Raw genomic sequence first — 17,537 nt, forward strand, 5'->3', positions numbered from 1 at the left:
GTCCAGGAGGCGCGGTGCGCGTCCCGGGGTCCGGGTGCGTCCGTGACGGGGCCGGGTCGCGCGGTGGACCCGGCCCCGTCGGCGGACGGGGCGGTCAGACGAGGGCGGGTCGCGCCTCCTGGACGGCTCCCTGCTCGGCCGGTGCCGCGGTCGCCGGACGCAGCGACTCCGGGAGCAGCGCGGCGTGCGCGTGCAGCAGCTCGTCGGTCATCTCGGCGATCCGGTCGAGCGTCAGGTGCGCCGCGGTGAGGGGGTCGAGCGCGACCGCGTGGTGGACGTGCTCGACGCTGCCGGTCAGCGCCGCGCGGACCGCCAGCGTCTGCACGTTCGTGTTCGTCCGGTTGATCGCCGCGAGCTGCGGGGGGAGTTCGCCGAACGAGATCGGGGTGACCCCGTTGCCGTCGGCCAGGCAGGCGACCTCGACGCAGGCGTCCGACGGCAGGTTGGCGATCACGCCGGTGCGGTTCGGGACGTTGCCGTAGACCACCGCGGGGACGCCGGTGACGATCGCGTTGACGATGCTCGCGCCGTACTCGACCGACGGGGAGAGGTCGGCCTTGAGCTTCTCGAGCTGCTGGTCGACGTCGCCCTGCTCGTCGTGGGCGAGGCAGATCTCGTAGTAGTCCCAGCGCTCCGGGATGTACTCGAGCACCGTCTCCGGGTCCTTGCGGAAGTACGGCACGTACTCGCTCGCGTGGTGGCTCGACTCGGTCTCGAAGTAGCCGAACGACCGCATCAGCTGCGTGCGGACCTGCTCGTTGCCGCCCTCGTAGTTGCTCGCCGCCGCAGCCGCCTCGCTGTGGTCGCCGTCGTCGTCGTGCAGGTCGGCCGCCGCGACGCCGCGCCGGTGCTTCGCGGTCATCACCTCGCGGAGGCGCGGGTACAGGTCCTCGCCGTTCCGCCGCGTGAACTCGAGGATCCAGGCCTGGTGGTTGATGCCGGCGCTGACGTACTCGACCTCGTCGTACGGCACGTCGAGGGTCCGGGCGAGCATGCGCGTGGTGCCCTGCACGCTGTGGCAGAGGCCGACCGTGCGCAGGCCCTTCGCGTTGAGGAACGCCGTGGCCATCGCCATCGGGTTCGCGTAGTTGATGAACTGGGCGTCCGGGCAGAGCTCGAGCGCGTCGCGGGCGATGTCCTCGTAGGCGCGTACGGAGCGCAGGAAGCGGAACACGCCGCCGGGTCCCACGGTGTCGCCGACGGCCTGGTCGATGCCGTACTTCCGGGGGATCTCCACGTCCCACTTGTACGACTCCACGCCGCCGACCTGGAACGTGATGATGACGACGTCCGCGCCGGCGAGGGCCTCGCGGCGGTCGGTGGTCTCGAGGACCTCGGTGCCGAGGCCGTGGTGGGCGACGAGCTCGCGGGCAGCGCTCGCGGTGCGGGCGACCCTGCCCGCGTCGAGGTCCATGAGGTGCAGCGTCGCGCCCTGCAGTGCGGGGAAGGAGACGAGGTCGCCGATGAGGCGGAACGGGAAGACGAAGCCGCCGGCGCCGATGATGGTGATCTTGGTCATGCAACGACGGTAGGAAGCGGGTGCGGGTGCGGGCCTCCGGCTTCGGACGGCGGGGTTCCAGGATCCTCGGATGGGCGCGCTCGGGTCGCTGTCGGGCCCGGAGGCCGCTGTCGGGCCCGCGGGTCGCTGTCGTAGGCTCGCGGTGTGCTCGATGTGGAGACGATGGAAGCGGCGTACTGGAGCCACCGTGGCCCGGCGCCGCTCATGCCGTCGTCCCACCGGCACGACGACCTCGAGATCAACCTCGTGCTCGACGGGCACCTCGACTACCGCTTCGGCGGCGCCCCGGTCAGCGTGCACGCCGGCGAGATCGCGCTCTTCTGGGGCTGGACCCCGCACCAGCTCGTCGGCGACGGGACGGGGACGGGGGAGTTCCGGTGGGTGCACATCCCGCTCGGGGAGGTGCTCGCGTGGGGGCTGCCCGACCACGACCTCGGCGCGATGCTGCTCAACCGGCCGGTCGTCGTGCCGACCGAGGCCGCCGGCCGTGACGTCGAGTCGATGCTCGGCTCGTGGCAGCGGGACTTCGCGGACGAGGGCGCTGAGACCATCGCGAACCTCGAGGCCCAGGCGCTCGTCCGACGGCTGCTGCGGCACCACCGGGACGCCGTCGACCTCCGCCCGGGCGGCGGGCACGGCACCGCGGACGCCATGCACCGGGTGATCGACATGGTGCGGTTCGTGGTCGACCGGTTCCGTGAGCCGATCGAGGTGGCCGACGTGGCCGCGGCGGCGCACCTGCACCCGCACTACGCGATGTCGGTGTTCCGGCAGGACGTCGGGACGACCATCCTCGAGTACCTCACCCGGTGCCGGGTCGCCGAGGCGCAGCGGTTGCTCGCCACGACCTCGATGACGACGTCGGAGATCGCGCACGCGGCGGGGTTCGGGTCGCAGTCGAGCTTCTACGCGCACTTCGCCCGGGCGTGCGGCGGGCCGCCGGGGGAGTACCGGGCGCGGTCGCGCTGACGGCGGGCTCGCTCGGGCGCGAGTTTTCGCGCTGACCGACACTTCACGGCGCCCCGATCCCGTGAACTGTCGCGCAGCGCGAAATCCCGGTCCGAGGGCGCGGCGGTCAGTTGATGATCTCGCCCCGCTCGTCCGCGCGCAGCGCCGCCAGCCGATCGCGCCACGCCTGCAGTGCCTCCGGCGTCAACCGCGGCCAGTCCGTCACCTCGCCGGTGATCCGGAGCGGCGCCGTGCTGCGGTAGGAGCGCGTCGGGTTGCCCGGGAACTTCTTGTCCGTCACGTTCGGGTCGTCCTCGAAGGCGCCGGTCGGCTCGACCTCGTACACCCGGGGGATCCCATCGCCCGCCGCGAGCTCGGCCGCGAGCCCGGCGCCGTCACGGAGCGCGGTGAAGTACACGTGGTTCATCACGACCTCGGGCCGGTAGTTCGAGCGGAACCCGGCGGTCAGCAGGTCGCCGACGTGCAGGTCCGCCTTGGTCCCGTGGAAGAAGGGCCCGTCGGCCAGTGCGTCGCTCACGGCGTCAGGGTAGCGCCGGCGATCGCCTGCTGCAGCGCTCGCACGTGCTCGCCGAGGTCGCCCCGCGCGAGGAGTCCCGGACCGAGCGGCCCCGACGTGTCCGTCCCGATTGCCGGCAAGCGGCGGAGGGCGTCGCGCACCTCGTCGCCCGCGAGCGCGAGCTGTCGGTCCCGTTCGCGGGCCGCGGCGTCCTGGAGGCACGGCTCGGCCAGTCCCGCAGCCCGCGCCGCGTACGCGGCAGCGCCCAGTGCGTGTGCCCCCATGTGCGCGACGCCGGACGCCTGTGCTGCGGCACGCGCCGCCGCGACGGCAGCTGCCGGGGTCACGGCGTTCGCGGCCCGGCCCGCCTCGAAGCGCCGACGGATCTGCCCGGCGGCGTCGAGCTCCCCGCGGGAGAACGCCCGCGCCCGCTCGATCGCGTCGCGGGCACGGCCGTCGGTCGGGGCTTCACGCTCGAACAGCGGGAGGACGCGCTCGGCGCAGTCGGCCGCCCACCCGGCGACGATGCGCCGGTCGGCCTCGGTCAGCGACTGCGGCGACGGCATGCCTCCACGGTGCCACGTCGGCCCGAATCCGGTCCGGCGGCGGCTGCCTCGACGCGCGGCACGCTCCGCACTCGTCGGGGGTCCCCCGAGCGGTCCACCCCATCTCCCCCTCAGGGTGGACGCGGCCGACTCCCAGGTCCCCGTAGCGTGGCCGCCGTGATCGAAGTCGAGCACCTCACCAAACAGTACGGTCCGAAGACCGCCGTCGACGACGTCTCGTTCGTCGTGCGGCCGGGCAGCGTGACCGGCTTCCTCGGGCCGAACGGCGCCGGGAAGTCCACCACGATGCGCATGATCATGGGGCTCGACCGCCCCACGGCCGGGCGGGCGATCGTGAACGGGCAGCCGTACACGTCCTTCCGCGACCCACTCCGGCAGGTCGGGGCGCTCCTCGAGGCCAAGGCCGTCCACCAGGGCCGCAGCGCCTACAACCACCTCCTCTCGCTCGCGGCGACCCACGGGATCCCGAAGTCCCGCGTGCACGAGGTCATCGACATGACCGGCCTCGACTCCGTCGCGAAGAAGCGCGTCGGCGGGTTCTCGCTCGGCATGGGGCAGCGACTCGGCATCGCCGCGGCACTGCTCGGCGACCCGAAGACTCTCATCCTCGACGAGCCGGTCAACGGCCTCGACCCCGATGGCGTGCTCTGGGTGCGCCAGCTCGCCCGCCGCATGGCCGCCGACGGTCGCACCGTGTTCCTGTCCAGCCACCTCATGAGCGAGATGGCGCAGACGGCCGACCGCGTCGTCGTCCTCGGCCGCGGCCGGGTCCTCGCCGACGCCCCCATCCAGGAGTTCGTCGCCGCGGGCGGCGGCACCGGCGGCAGCCGCGTCGTCGTCCGGACGCCGGCTCCCGACCAGCTGTTCCAGGCGATCGGTCCGAACGCGTCCGTGACCCCGCGCGAGGACGGCACCTTCATGGTGGTCGGCCCGGACGCCACCACGGTCGGGAACATCGCCGCACAGGTCGGCGTCCCGCTGCACGAGCTCACACCCGTGGGCGCCAGCCTGGAAGAGGCCTACATGGCGCTCACCCGCGACGACGTCGAGTACCGATCGGAGGGCACCCGATGACCGCCACGACCCAGCCGCCCACGAATCTGCCACCCACGATCGGGCTCGGCTTCGGCCGGCTCGTCCGCAGCGAGTGGATCAAGCTCCGCAGCATCCGCTCCACGATCTGGTGCCTGGCGATCCTCGTCGTGGTGACGATCGCGATGGCCGTGCTCATCGGCAACGCCCTCGACGTCGGCACGCCCGTCGCCCAGGACTCCGCCAACGGCACCCTCGTGACGATCAACACCGCCAGTGTCTCCCTGACGGCACTCGTCGTCGCGGTGCTCGGCGTGCTCATCATCACGGGGGAGTACGGCACCGGCCAGGTCCGCTCGACCTTCACCGCCGACCCCCGCCGGACGGGTGTGATCCTCGCGAAGGCCTCGGTCCTCGCGGTCACCACCTTCGTCGTCAGCGCGGTGTCGATCTGGATCGGGGTGTTCGCCTCGGCAGCCCTGCAGGCGGGCAAGGGCGTGCACGCCGACCTCGCCGATCCGTCGGTGTTCATGCCGCTGCTCGGCGCCTCGGTGTACGTCACGCTGCTCGCCCTGCTGGCGTACGGCATCGGACTCCTCGTCCGGTCGAGCGCCGGCGGGATCGCGATCACCCTCGGGCTCCTGCTCGTCGTCCCGATCGTGCTGTCGCTCATCGCGAGCGTGCTGCAGGCGCAGTGGCTCCTCGACGTCACGAAGTTCCTGCCCGACCAGGCCGGGATGCAGCTGTTCACCTACTCGGCCGGCGACGCCGCACCGCAGGAGGGCATCGTCCTGAACGGCTGGGGCGGCTTCGGCGTGCTCGCGGCCGAGGTGGCCGTGGTGGGCGCACTCGCACTGGTGGTGGCACGCCGACGCGACGTCTGACGCCACCATCCCCCGGACTGGAGGCGCGGTGCCAGCTGGCGCCGCGCCTCCAGTTCCGTAGGCTCGCACCGTGCACCGTCCCCACCTCCTCGTCCCGCCGCTCGCCGTCCTGCTGCTGCTGGCCGGCTGCACGGCGACGCCGACGGTCGACGAGGAGGCGCTCGCCGACTGGCGGAGCGCGCAGGAGGCGGCGACCGAGACCGACCCGGACGTCCTCGGCGTGCTGACCGCGGACATCCAACCCGGCGACGAGGAACCGTCCGAGGTCGGGACCGGCGTCACGCTGCGGTTCCCGGCCGCGAAGGCGATCGACCACCTCGAGTTCTCGTGCTTCGGCAACGGGCACATGCGGGGGATCGTCCGCATCGAGTCCCGGGGCGGATCCGGCGACTTCACCGTCGACCCCGTGGCCTGCCGGGACAGCCCGAACCCGATCCGCCTGACGCGGCTCGCGAGCACGGACGTCGACTCCGTCGCGTTCAACGGCTTCGACAGCGACCGGTCGAGCGCGTGGCGGCTGGTCATCGTCGGGACGGCACCGTCCGCCGGCTGATCAGCGCCGGAGGTCGTACCGGTGCAGCGTCACCCCGTTGTCCCACCGCTGCTGCTCGAGCAGGTCGAGGACCAACGGCGGTCGCGCACCCGACGGCGGCGGGTCGAACAGCGGACGCCCACGCCCGAGGACGGCGGGGTGCGTGAAGACCATCAGCTCGTCGAGGAGTCCGGCGTCGAGCAGCTGCGTCGCGATGCTCGGACCGCCGACACCGACGTCGCCCTCGGACTCGGCGCGGATGCGGGCGAGCTCGTCGATCGCGTCCTCGTCGCGGCCGATGATCCGCGTGTTGTGGTCCGCCGCCGTCCGCGACCGGGAGACCAGGACCTTCGGCTGCTCGGTCCAGATCTCGCCGTACTCGCGCATGTACGCGGGCAGGGACTCGTCGGTGCGGGCGTCGGGCCAGAACGGGGCCATCATGTCGTGGACGATGCGGCCCTCGACGGACAGCGTCATCGCCCGCGCGCGGCGGTTGAACTCGCGGTGCACGGTCTCGTCGATCCGGATCCACTCCGGGCCCTCGACGCCGCTGTGCTCACCGGCCTCGGTCTCGACGAAGCCGTCGAGCGAGGCGTTGATCCAGTACACGAACCGTGCGGGCATCTCGCGACTCCTTCGTCGGACGGGCCGGTTGGCGTGAGCGTACGCTCACGCTCGTCCGCACGCTCCTCGACGACGAGAGCAGGTCCACCGTGCGCCGGTCACTCAGAGCAGTCCTCGCGATCGCGACGGTCGCGGGACTCGCGACCACGTTCCTCCAGGTCGGTGCCAGCGGTGCGCCCGCCGTCGCCGCGGAGACCACGTCCGCACGGGGCGGTGCCGCGCCGACCCACCAGAACCCGATGACGCTCGCACTGCCGGACGGCCAGACCGCGGCGAGCTGCGCCGACCCGACCGTCGTGCGCGGGGTGGGACGCGACCGGAACTGGTACCTCTACTGCACGACCGATGCCCTCACGGCGACGGAGCAGAACCCGGACGGGTCGCTCGTGCAGCACGGGGTCCCGACGTACCGGTCCACCGACCTGACGCACTGGACGTACGTCGACGACGCCTTCCCCACGAAGCCGGCCTGGGTGGGCGACGCGAACGGCATCTGGGCGCCGGACGTCGTGTACCGCGCCGGGACGCACGGGCGTCCGGGCACCTGGTACCTCTACTACGCGGCGTCGGACACCCCCAGCGGCACGGCACCGACCGGCGGCGGGTCGGCCGTGGGGGTCGCGACGAGCCCGGGCCCGACCGGACCGTGGACGGACTCCGGCGGACCCGTCGTGGCACCGCAGGCGGCACCGAACGGCACCGGGCAGCGGTGGGAGTTCGACCCCGAGGTCATCACCGACCGCGGCAGCACGTACCTGTACTTCGGCAGCTACTTCGGCGGGGTGAACGTCCGCCGGCTGAGCAGCGACGGCCTGCGGTCGATCCCCTCGACCGAGCGGCAGATCGCGATCGACAACCGCTACGAGGGCACGTACCTGATGCGGCACGACCGCTGGTGGTACTTCATGGGGTCCGCCACGAACTGCTGCAACGGCGCCCTGACCGGGTACGGCGTGTTCGTCGCCCGGTCGCGCAGCCCGCTCGGCCCGTTCACCGACCAGGACGGCGTGCGGATCACGAGCACCCGGGTGGGCGGCACGCCCCTGCTCGCCCAGAACGGCAACCGCTGGGTCGGCACCGGGCACAACACGGTCGTCACCGACCTCGCCGGGCAGGACTGGATCATCTACCACGCCGTCGACCGGGACGACCCGTACTACGCGGGCCAGGGCACCTACACGAAGCGGCCCGTGCTCATCGACCCGCTCGACTGGGTGCACGGCTGGCCCGTGGTCCGCGGCGGAGCCGGCCCCTCGGACGGCGTGCAACCGGGGCCGGTGGCGCAGCCCGGTCAACGGCCGACGTACCGCGCCACCGCCGCACCGGTCGACGTGCCCGGTCGGACGATCCGTGCGCTGTCCACCGACTTCGACGGGACGACCCTGCCGCCGGCGCTCCGCTGGACCCGTGAGCCCGATGCCTCCACGTGGACGGTCGCCGGGGGCGCCTTCCGGTGGCGGACGCAGGACGCCGACATCCACCCGCCGCAGACACCGCTCGCCTCGGTCCTGTCCGAACCGGCTCCCCGGGGCGACTGGGTGGCCGAGACAACCGTCGAGGTCGACACCCCGGCGACCGGCGACGGCGTGAACTACGTGCAGGGCGGGCTCATCGTGTACAGGAGCGACAGCGACTACGTCCGCCTGACCTCGAACTCGATCTTCGACACCCGGCAGACGGAGTTCGGCAAGCAGGTCTCCGGGCAACCGGCCGGTGCCCCGACCTACGGGAACATGGTCGTCGGGCCGGTCGGGGACACCACCACGCTGCGGATCGTGCACCGGTTCGTGGCCGGGGAGCACCGCTACACCGCGTACACCAGCGTCGACGGACGGCACTTCGTGCGCGGCGGGACGTGGACGGCGGACCTCGGGGCGGAGCCGCGGATCGGGCTGATCTCGCTCGGCGGTGCGGGCTTCACGAGCACCTTCGACGACCTGCGGGTGAGCACGGTGGCGACGGGCCACTGAGCGCGTCGACGGAACACGATCCCCGCCGGGATGCGAAGATGCATCGTTGCCTGCCGGAACCGAGAACGAGGGTCAGATGAGTCCGACCGAGGACACCGCGTCCACGGCCCCACTGCTCGACGGGCGGTACCGGCTCGAACACGCCATCGGCCAGGGCGGCATGTCCGTCGTGTACCGCGGGGTCGACGAGAGCCTCCACCGGCCCGTCGCCGTGAAGGTGTTCCACGCCGGCACCGTCGACGTCGCCCGGCAGGAGGCCGAGCTCGGCGTCCTGGCGTCCCTCGAGCACCACAACCTCGTGAGCCTGCTCGACACCGGCGTCGTCACCGGCCACGACGGCACCCGCCAGCGGTACCTCGTGATGGCGCTGGTCGCCGGGCAGGACCTCGAGGACCGGCTCTCCGTCGGCCCGCTCGCCTCCCGCCACATCGCCGAGATCGGCTACGACATGGCCGAGGCGCTGCACTACATCCACAGCCACGGTGTCGTGCACCGCGACATCAAGCCGTCGAACATCCTGCTCGTCGACTACGGCAACGACTCCGACCGTGCACGCGCCCGGTTGACCGACTTCGGCATCGCGCTCGCCGCCGGTGTCGAGCGGCTGACGGCCGACGGCGTGACCACCGGGACCGCCGCCTACCTCAGCCCCGAGCAGGCGCGGGGCGGCGAGGTCGGTCCGCCGAGCGACGTCTACTCGCTCGGGCTCGTGCTGCTGCAGTGCTTCACCCGCCGTCGGGAGTTCCCGGGGTCGCTCGTCGAGTCCGCCGTCGCGCGGTTGTCCCGCGACCCGGTGCTGCCCGAGCCGCTGCCCGAGCACTGGAAGGTCCTGCTCCGGGCGATGACCGCGCAGGACCCGGCAGCGCGCCCGGCCGGCGCCGATCTCGTGACCATGCTGCGCGACGTCGTCATCGCGGAGACCACCGCCGCCGACCACGTCGTCGAGGCGCCGCCCGTGGCCGAGGCTGCTGCGCACGCCGACCGTGCCCGCCCAGCGACGCTCGACAGCCTGCCCGAACAGGCGCTGCAGCGCACGACGGCGATGGCCGCGCGACTGTTCGACGCCCCGATCGCCCTGGTCGAGGTGCTCGACGAGGACCGTGCCTGGTCGCAGTCGTACATCGCCCCCGGCGTCGACGACGCGGCGCGCCACATCAACTTCCGCAACGGGTTCGCCCCCGTGCCGGTGCCCGTCGTGATCCCGGACGGCCAGACGCACCCCGAGATGCAGCACAGCCCGCTCGTCACCGGCCCGCTCGGCATCCGGTTCTACGTCAGCGTCCCGCTCGTGAAGCACGACGGCACCCCGATCGGCACGCTCGCCGTGCTCGACACGAAGCCGCGCCAGACGACCGGGGCGGACCTCGCGAACCTGCACGACCTCGCCGCGCTCGCCGTCACCCAGCTCGAGATCCGTCAGGAGTCGCTCCGCACGACGAGCGACGCGCTGCCGCTGGCACCCTGACGGGTGGTCGCGATCAGGCGTCGGTGAGGGCTGCCGCGTAGGCCCGGACCGACCGGTGGTACCGGGGGAGCGTCGGCTCCACCGCCTCGATCGCGACCCGGAGCGCCTCGTCGTGGCGACCGGCACTGTGCAGCGCGAGTGCGAGGAACACCTTCGGCGCTGCGCCGGTCGCCGGGTGCTCGGGGGCATCGCGGAGCATCGTGATCGCCTCGTCGACCCGGCCGAGGTTGCGGAGCGTCGAGGCATGCTGGACGACCATCTGCGCCGCCCTCGTCGGGTCCACGGTGTCGAGCCCGGCTGCCGTCGCGGCCGTGTAGTGGACGTCGGCCTCGGCTTCGTGGCCGCCGGAGTCGTTCGCCCCGCCGAGCTCGAACGCGCCCAGCGCCGGGTGGGGTGCGGCGTCGGCGAGGACCCGCATGCGGTCGATGCGCTCCTGGTCGTCGATGGTGTCGTCGGCCCAGAGTGCGGCGACGCGGGCTTCCCAGTCCTCGGTGCTCATCCCACCAGCGTATTGGCGGACCGGTCCGGGCCGTGCTCGACCGGGCCGTGCTCGACCGGGCCGTGTCGGACAGGGCCGTCCGACACCGTCGCTCGGAACGACCGGACGAGGGGCACCCCCGGGTGCACGAGCGTCGGGGTGCGCCAGGCGAGCGCCGAGCCGATCGCGGGGTACTCGGCGGCGCGGACGAACCACGGGTCGTCGTGGTCGAGGGCCTCGAACCGGACCGTGGCGCCGACGCCCTCGAACACGGCCGACCACTCGACCCACGGCGCGACCGACCCGTGCACCGCGTCCTCGCCGCTGGCCGTCGCCGTCCGGACCGCGATGTCGGCGCACGGCGGGAAGCGCCAGGTGAAGCCGCCGTACCCGGCCCCGACCCGACCGTTGCTGCCGGGGCCGCCGAGTCGGACGACCGCGTCCCCGGGCACGCGGAACGACGACGACCACGTGAGCTCCCACCCGGTGTCGACCGCCCGCCAGGCGAGGGCCCGGTCCTCGTGCAGGGCGACGTGGCCGTCGGGACCGCGCCAGACGACCTCCTGCCGCAGGGAGGGGCCGTGGTGCTCGGCGTGCACGACCGTGGCGCTGCCGTGGTCGTCGCGCCAGACGTAGCCCTCGCCGTGGACGTACGTCCGTCCGCCCCAGCAGTTCACGCCGTCGAGGTCGGGGATCGCGAACCCCACGCCGCAGTGCCAGTCGTGGTCCGGCGGGTGGTGGGCGCTCACGACCGTGCCGCCGAGGGTCCGCACCGGGTGCAGGTACGGGCGGGGCGACGACGTCGGGATCGTCCCCGCGCCGTCGAGGACCGACGCGACCGCGACGCCGTCGACGACGAGCTCGTCGAGCACCTCGTCGCGGTCCGCGTGCGCCCAGGGCGCGCCGACCTCGGAGAACAGTGCGCCCTGGTCCGCCGCGCGGTCGACGACCGCCTCGACGTCCGTGACGAGCGGCCGACGCGCGGGCCCCTCGCCGTCCCACGTCACCCACGGGTGGTCGATCTGCACCGGTTCGGTCGCCCGCACGGCTTCGAGCACCTCGACGAACGCGCCGGTCGACACGAGCGGCACGAGCAGCGCGTCGCCGCGGGACCGGTGGGCGAGCAGGTTCTCGAGCAGGTCGGTGCGCCCGAGGCCGTGGGTCACCCCGTCGATCCTGACCTCGTCGGTCGTGTACCCGAGGACCGCGCTCCCGGTCGTGCCACGGACCCGCACGCTCGGGAGGACCTCGGTCGGCCCGCACAGGGTGAGCGCCGCGGTCGCCTCGCGTCCGGCGGTCGTCGTGACCCGGACGGCCGAGGTGTCGTCGCCCTCGATCGCGTTCGCCCGGTACAGCTCCACCTCGACGCGCGCCACCTCGTCGGCTCGACGGCAGCCGACGAGCGCGAGGGCGGTCGCCACGGCGTGGGCGAGCGGGTTCGTGACGACGCCGTCGAGGACGTCGACCCCGTCCACCCGGCGACGGCCGGCCCAGGCGGAGCGGTCCCAGTACGCCTGGTCGCGCGTCCAGGTGCCGACGGCAGCGGCGGACCGGACGGTCCCGACGAGCGACCCGTCACGGAGTGCGGGCAGCGCGTGCGACCCGAGGCTCTGGAACCCCACCTGGACCACGCGCCCGCTGCGTCGTTCGGCGTCGAGCAGGGTGGCCAGGTCCGCGCGCGTCGTGACCGGCGGCTTCTCGAGGAGGACGTCGGCGCCGCTCTCGAGGGCGGCGAGGGCGAGGGGGAGGTGCGCGGCGATCGGGGCCGCGACCACGACGACGTCGACCGGGCCGGTCGCGCGCGCTGCGGCGACGTCGTGGACGACCGGCACGCAGCCGTCCTCGTCGGCGTCGAGGGTCGGGTCGACGACGGCCGTCAGCGTGCAGGCCCCGACGCCGACGAGCCGGTCGATGGTCGCCCGGTGGTGCAGGCCGTAGCCGCGCGCGCCGACGAGGACGATGCCGGGAGGCGCGGTGCGGCTCGGATCGCCGGCCGTCGGTCGCTCCGTGGTCACGACCCCACCGACGGGGTGCCGATCACGACACGGGTCCGGCCCGGCGCGCGTCCGGTGACGTGGACGTGCGAGCCCGTCGGCCGGTCCGTCCCGCCGAGGAACGCGTAGTCCTGGCCGGGCGCGTAGAACGCGGGTTGCCCGGGGCCCGAGCCGTTGCCCGGCCCGAACGTCACGGTGTCGGTGCCGACGTGGTACGAAGCGGTCCCGGTGACGAGGACGCGTTCGGCGGTGGCGGCATCGGTGCTCACACCGGAGAACGTACCCCCGTCGCGGAACGTCAGCTGGAGCGACCACGGGACGTCGGCCCCGGCGGTCTCGATGTCGAGCGTGACCGCGTCGGCCGTCAGGGTGACGTCGATCGTCGTCGTGAGCGCCACCTCGTCGGCGGTCCGGCTGCCGAACGCCATCGACGCCGAGAACCGCCCCTCGTCGGCGAGCGCGTAGTCACCGTCGGCCCGCCGGTGCTCGGGTGCGAGCGGCTGGTGGTAGCCGGCCGACACGCGTTCGGTCAGCCGGAACCGGCCGGCGCCGAGGTCCTCGAGCCTCGTCGGGCGGAACGGGCCGAGGCCGAAGAACTCCCGCGAGAGCCGGACGTCGGTGAGGACGACGGCGCCGGCGAGTACCCGCAGGAACGTCGGGCTGTTCGCGAGCCCGGAGCGGACGTGTCCTGCCGCCGGGACGTCCGAGCCGGCGAAGAGCACGACGTCGCGGTCGGCCTCGCGGACGTGGACGAGCCGTGCCGCCCGGAACGTCGAGGTGTCCCGGGGGAGCGGTGCGCCCGCCGGCAGCGGGCGCTCGAGCACCGGGTCGGTCATCGCCCGCGCCGCCACCGCACCGGGCTGCCAGGTGTCGGCGACCGCTGCCCGGGCGGCGACGGCGGCGAGGTCGGCTCGGCCGTCGAGCACCGCGACGTGCCAGAGCAGGGGTGCGAACGGTCCGATCCCGAACGGCTGCGACTGGTCCTGTCGTCGGGACTGCACGGTCTCGACGGTGTCGTCGGGCAGGAGCAGCGCGAGCGTCGCGTCGAGCGAGCGGCGCACCGGGTCGAGCAGCTCGGGCCGTCCCAGCACCGACGCCAGCACGAGGAAGGACGGGCACGAGACCGCCGCGGCGTAGTTCGGGCTGCGCTCGGACCACAGGCCGTCGGCGTCGATGTCCGGTCCCTCGGCGAGCCACTCGTCGATCCGCTCGACGAGGGCCGGGTCGGGGTGGAGCCGGTGGACGCGGGCGAGTGCGGCCGCGATCTCCCACCGGTGGTTCGGTGTGTGCACGCCACCCGTCAGCAACGCCGGGGTCGCGCGGTGCACGATCTCGTCGAGGTCGGCGGCCAGCGCCGCGGCCGTCGGCACGGTCGCACGGTACGGCGCGAGCAGCTCGAGGGCGTCGCACACGTCGTTCACCGTGAACGCGGAGTCGGGCGGGGAGAGGACGTTGTCGCCGCCGACGAACGTGCCGCCGGGGGACTGCCTGGTGGCGAGGTGCCGGACCCAGCCGTGCGCGGTGGCGAGGTCGTCGTCGGTGGGGCGAGCCGCGCCTCCCGTCCGCTCGTTCCGGACCCACGCCCCGACCAGGGTGAGGGCGCGCGCCATGAGTTCGCGGTGCTGCAGCGTCTCCGGGGCGTCGGTGGCCTGCCGGAGCCGGGCCGCGTCGGCGTCGGCCGCGGTGCCGGCGAGGTCGAGGAAGCCCATCAGTCCTTGAGGCCCGCGTTGAGGTCCGCGCCGTTCACGTACTTCTGGAAGACCAGGTAGATGAGGACGAGCGGGATGATCGAGATCACCGAGGCGCCGAGCAGGACCGTCCAGTTGACGTTCTCCGCGCCGACGATGCTCTGCAGCGCGATCTGGATCGTGAACTGGTGGGGGTCGTTGAGGACGAGCAGCGGCCAGATGTAGTCGTTCCACCGCCACTGGAACGAGAAGATCGCGAGCGTCAGCATGATCGGGCGGGAGATCGGCAGCATGATCCGCCAGAAGATGCCGAACTCGCTCGCGCCGTCGATGCGGGCGGCCTCGACGAGGTCGTCCGGCACAGTGAGGAAGAACTGCCGGAACATGAAGATGCCGGTCGCGGTGATGACCGACGGCACGATGATGCCGGCGAGTGAGTCGTACATGCCGAGGTCGCGGATCACGATGAACGTCGGCGCGAGGATGACCTCGGTCGGGAGCATCGTCGTCGCGAGGATGCAGACGAAGAAGACCTTGAGCCACCTGTTGTCGTACTTCGCCAGCGCGTACCCCGTCGCCGCGCTCGCCAGAACGGTGAGGACGGTGGTGACCAGTGCGACGATGACGGTGTTGCCGAAGTAGCGGGCGAAGTCGTAGCTCGCCCAGGCCTCCGTGAAGCCGCTGACCGACCACGTCTTCGGGAACAGGGTGAGCGGGTAGGAGAACAGCTCGCCGCCGGGCTTGAACGCGCTCAGGACGAACCAGAGCACGGGGAAGCCGAACGCGATGATGAAGACCCAGAGCAGGGCGGTGGCGGCGATGGCCCTGGGGCGGGGCGGGCCGTCGAGGCGCTTGGTCCTGGTCGTGTTCTTGTTCTTGGCGTTCCCCGACGTGACGTCGGTCGCGGGTGCGCCGGAGGCGCTGGGCAGGGTGGCGGTCATCGGCGGGCCTCCGTCCGACGGTTCACGGCCAGCTGGATGAGCGCGATGGCCATGAGGATGAGCATGAGGACCATCGACGCCGCGCTCGCGTAGCCGATGTGGGCGTTCTGGAACCCGTTCGTGTAGATGTACTGCACGAGCAGGTTGTTGTCGGTGCCGGGACCGCCGCCGTTGAGTGCCTGGATCGTCGCGAACTCCTTGAAGGCGCCGAGCGACGACAGCAGGACCACGATGAACGACGTCGGTGCGATGCTCGGCAGCGTGATGTAGCGGAACTGGTGCCAGGCGCCGGCGCCGTCGAGGGACGCCGCCTCGTAGTAGGACTGCGGCACGTTCCGGATCGCGGCCACGAACAGCAGCATGTTGAAGGCGGCTCCGGCCCACGCGGTGGCGAACACCACGACGAGCAGCGACAGGTCCGCGTTCGACTGCCACGGGACGGCCTTGCCGCCGAAGGATTCGATGACGAAGTTCGCGAGCCCGAAGTTCTCGCCGAACATCCACCGCCAGATGACGCCGGTCACGATCGGCGAGATGAGCCACGGCACGAAGAAGACGATGCGGGCGACGCTCCGGCCCTTCGCCGCGGGGCTCGTGAGCATGAGCGCCATCGACAGGGAGAGCACGAAGCCGAGCGGTACCGCCACGATCGCGTAGAGGAACGTCCGGAGGAGCGCCGCGTAGAAGGTGTCGTCGGCGAACAGCTCGAAGTAGTTCTCGAGCCCGATGAACTTCGGGGCGACGACACCGTTGTAGTCGGTGAACGAGTAGCCGAGGCCGATGACCGCGGGCCACACGAAGAACACCACGAACAGCACCGCGTTGACGCTGACGAAGAGGATCGGGGCGAGGACGGGCTTGCTGACGCCGGAGCGGCGGCGCTTCGTCGTCTTCCCGGCGCCGGGCCGGCGGGGCGGCACCGGGGTGGGCACGGCGGTCTGCACGTCGCCGGCTGCGGTGGGGATGCTCACGATGATCCTCTTCGTTCGTCGCGGTGTTGCTGGGGGGAAAGACGCCGGGGTCGGGTGCGTGCACCCGACCCCGATCCGTCATCCGACGTGCTCTTCGTAGTACTTCGTGATCGTCTCGAGGGTCTTCTTGGCCGACTGCTGCCCGTTGATGAGCTTGCCGACCTCGGCGGTGGTGGGGTCGGTGCCGAGTTCCTTGCCCTCGACCGCCCACTTCGCGCTCTCCTTGGCGTAGGAGCTCGAGATCGGGTCCGCCGCGTCGATCTCCTTCTGGTAGAGCGCGAAGGAGTCCTTGGCGGCCTGCGACTCGAACGGGTAGCTGATGTCCAGCCCGGACTCCACCGGCAGGAAGCCGTTCGTCGTCACGAGCTTGGCGTAGTTCGTCGGCTCGTACATGTAGTCGATGAACTTCTTCGCCGCGGTCCCGCGGGCGTCCGAGTTCTCGAAGCCGACGATGTTGCCGCCGTAGTTGATCTCGGTGGCGTGCGTCGGGTCGGCCGGGGTCGCGGCGCTGGCCCAGTCGAAGTCGGTGATGTTCGACGCGAAGTCCGACGACTGCCAGACGCCCGAGAAGTAGGCGACGACCTGGCCGCTCTTGAACAGGGCGTTCGGGTCCTGCCCGCTCGTCCACACCGACTTCGGCATCGTGGAGTCGTCGTTCATGTCGGCGAAGTCCTGCAGCGCCGAGACGGTCTTCGAGTCGGTCGGGAAGGAGCCGTCCTTCTCCTGCTGCATGAAGTCGGTGCCCTTGGTGAACATGTAGGCGCGCAGGCGGGACGGCGAGGAGTCGAACACCAGGTCGTACTTCGCGCCGGTCTTCGCCTTCACCTGGTCGGCGGCCTGCAGGAACTCGTCCCAGGTCCAGGCCTTCGCCGGGTCCGTCGGGTAGGCGATGCCGGCCTTGTCGAACAGCGACTTGTTCACGAACAGGCCCGCCGCGGTGACGTCGGACGGGATCGAGGTGACCTTGCCGTCGTCGTCCTTCGCGATGATGTCCTTGTCGATCTTGTTCGCGTCGTCGTCCACGATCGAGGCCAGGTCGACGGTCTTGCCGGTCCAGATCGGGTCGATGCCCGCGGCTCGCACGACGTCGGGCAGCGAGTTCGCCTGCGCCGACTCGCGGAGCTTCGTCTGCAGCCCGTCGTACGGCAGGTTCACGATCTTGACCGTGACGCCGGTCTTCTTCTCGTAGTCGGTCGCGAGGTCCTGGTAGCCCTTCTCCTGCGCCGTCGACGTGGAGAGCCAGAAGGTCAGCTGGTCGACCTTGCCGCCGTCGCCGGAACCGCTGCCGGAGGCGCAGCCGCTCAGGAGCGCCAGTGCGGCGATGCCGCCGGCGAGCGCGAGCATCTTCTTGGATGACTTCATCGTCACTGCTTTCGTTCGGGACCACTGGCGTCTGCCGTGGGCGAGC

General features: G+C 72.1%; 16 protein-coding genes. 6 read left to right on the forward strand and 10 right to left on the reverse strand.

Annotated elements, in window-relative coordinates:
- Nucleotides 1-94: 94 nt before the first annotated feature.
- Nucleotides 95-1,519 carry an alpha-galactosidase gene (melA, locus tag ACIPEP_RS15665; RefSeq protein WP_229086661.1) on the reverse strand — a complete coding sequence of 475 codons (1,425 nt, stop codon included), beginning with the start codon at nt 1,517-1,519 and terminating at the stop codon, nt 95-97.
- A 144-nt stretch (nt 1,520-1,663) separates the two neighbouring features.
- On the opposite strand from melA, the gene ACIPEP_RS15670 reads away from it, so the two are divergent.
- The gene (locus ACIPEP_RS15670) at nt 1,664-2,488 is read left to right on the forward strand and encodes a helix-turn-helix domain-containing protein (protein ID WP_092383866.1); all 825 of its coding nucleotides are present in this window, start codon (nt 1,664-1,666) and stop codon (nt 2,486-2,488) included.
- Nucleotides 2,489-2,594: 106 nt separating this feature from the next.
- On the opposite strand, the gene arr is transcribed toward ACIPEP_RS15670, so the two are convergent.
- Both arr and ACIPEP_RS15680 read right to left on the reverse strand, forming a co-directional pair.
- Complete coding sequence (arr, locus tag ACIPEP_RS15675) at nt 2,595-3,005, reverse strand: NAD(+)--rifampin ADP-ribosyltransferase (protein WP_402717776.1); 411 nt, start codon at nt 3,003-3,005, stop codon at nt 2,595-2,597.
- The gene (locus ACIPEP_RS15680; RefSeq protein WP_402717777.1) at nt 3,002-3,550 is read right to left on the reverse strand and encodes a putative immunity protein; all 549 of its coding nucleotides are present in this window, start codon (nt 3,548-3,550) and stop codon (nt 3,002-3,004) included. The genes arr and ACIPEP_RS15680 overlap by 4 nt, the downstream gene beginning before the upstream one ends.
- 156 nt (nt 3,551-3,706) lie before the next feature.
- On the opposite strand from ACIPEP_RS15680, the gene ACIPEP_RS15685 reads away from it, so the two are divergent.
- From ACIPEP_RS15685 to ACIPEP_RS15695, 3 genes are all read left to right on the forward strand, one after another.
- Nucleotides 3,707-4,624 (forward strand): ABC transporter ATP-binding protein, encoded by a 918-nt coding sequence (locus ACIPEP_RS15685; protein WP_071295508.1) that lies wholly within the window; start codon nt 3,707-3,709, stop codon nt 4,622-4,624.
- Nucleotides 4,621-5,466, forward strand: coding sequence for an ABC transporter permease (locus ACIPEP_RS15690; RefSeq protein WP_402717778.1), 846 nt, complete (start codon nt 4,621-4,623; stop codon nt 5,464-5,466). Before ACIPEP_RS15685 ends, ACIPEP_RS15690 begins: the two co-directional genes overlap by 4 nt.
- A gap of 70 nt (nt 5,467-5,536) precedes the next feature.
- On the forward strand, nt 5,537-6,019 hold the full coding sequence (locus ACIPEP_RS15695; RefSeq protein WP_402717779.1) for a hypothetical protein: 483 nt from the start codon (nt 5,537-5,539) through the stop codon (nt 6,017-6,019).
- Here ACIPEP_RS15695 and ACIPEP_RS15700 read toward each other — a convergent pair whose 3' ends face one another.
- Nucleotides 6,020-6,622 (reverse strand): dihydrofolate reductase family protein, encoded by a 603-nt coding sequence (locus ACIPEP_RS15700; protein WP_402717780.1) that lies wholly within the window; start codon nt 6,620-6,622, stop codon nt 6,020-6,022.
- A gap of 89 nt (nt 6,623-6,711) precedes the next feature.
- On the opposite strand from ACIPEP_RS15700, the gene ACIPEP_RS15705 reads away from it, so the two are divergent.
- Both ACIPEP_RS15705 and ACIPEP_RS15710 read left to right on the forward strand, forming a co-directional pair.
- Nucleotides 6,712-8,592, forward strand: a complete 1,881-nt coding sequence (locus ACIPEP_RS15705; RefSeq protein WP_402717781.1) for a family 43 glycosylhydrolase — start codon at nt 6,712-6,714, stop codon at nt 8,590-8,592.
- A 76-nt stretch (nt 8,593-8,668) separates the two neighbouring features.
- Nucleotides 8,669-10,057: a serine/threonine-protein kinase gene (locus ACIPEP_RS15710; RefSeq protein WP_070416471.1), complete on the forward strand. Its 1,389-nt coding sequence runs from the start codon at nt 8,669-8,671 to the stop codon at nt 10,055-10,057.
- A gap of 13 nt (nt 10,058-10,070) precedes the next feature.
- Here the strand turns inward: ACIPEP_RS15710 and ACIPEP_RS15715 are convergent, their stop codons facing one another.
- From ACIPEP_RS15715 to ACIPEP_RS15740, 6 genes are all read right to left on the reverse strand, one after another.
- Nucleotides 10,071-10,556, reverse strand: a complete 486-nt coding sequence (locus ACIPEP_RS15715; protein WP_070416470.1) for a tetratricopeptide repeat protein — start codon at nt 10,554-10,556, stop codon at nt 10,071-10,073.
- Nucleotides 10,553-12,550, reverse strand: coding sequence for a DUF6807 family protein (locus ACIPEP_RS15720; RefSeq protein ID WP_402717782.1), 1,998 nt, complete (start codon nt 12,548-12,550; stop codon nt 10,553-10,555). The genes ACIPEP_RS15715 and ACIPEP_RS15720 overlap by 4 nt, the downstream gene beginning before the upstream one ends.
- Nucleotides 12,547-14,238: a hypothetical protein gene (locus ACIPEP_RS15725; RefSeq protein ID WP_402717783.1), complete on the reverse strand. Its 1,692-nt coding sequence runs from the start codon at nt 14,236-14,238 to the stop codon at nt 12,547-12,549. The genes ACIPEP_RS15720 and ACIPEP_RS15725 overlap by 4 nt, the downstream gene beginning before the upstream one ends.
- Entirely contained in the window at nt 14,238-15,158 is a 921-nt protein-coding gene (locus tag ACIPEP_RS15730) for a carbohydrate ABC transporter permease (RefSeq protein ID WP_309888178.1), read from the reverse strand. The genes ACIPEP_RS15725 and ACIPEP_RS15730 overlap by 1 nt, the downstream gene beginning before the upstream one ends.
- Entirely contained in the window at nt 15,155-16,129 is a 975-nt protein-coding gene (locus ACIPEP_RS15735) for a sugar ABC transporter permease (protein WP_309779137.1), read from the reverse strand. Before ACIPEP_RS15735 ends, ACIPEP_RS15730 begins: the two co-directional genes overlap by 4 nt.
- Nucleotides 16,130-16,207: 78 nt before the next feature.
- Nucleotides 16,208-17,491, reverse strand: coding sequence for an extracellular solute-binding protein (locus ACIPEP_RS15740; protein WP_071295471.1), 1,284 nt, complete (start codon nt 17,489-17,491; stop codon nt 16,208-16,210).
- Nucleotides 17,492-17,537: the final 46 nt, after the last annotated feature.

The sequence above is a fragment of the Curtobacterium sp. NPDC087082 genome (assembly GCF_044745045.1).
GTDB lineage: Bacteria > Actinomycetota > Actinomycetes > Actinomycetales > Microbacteriaceae > Curtobacterium.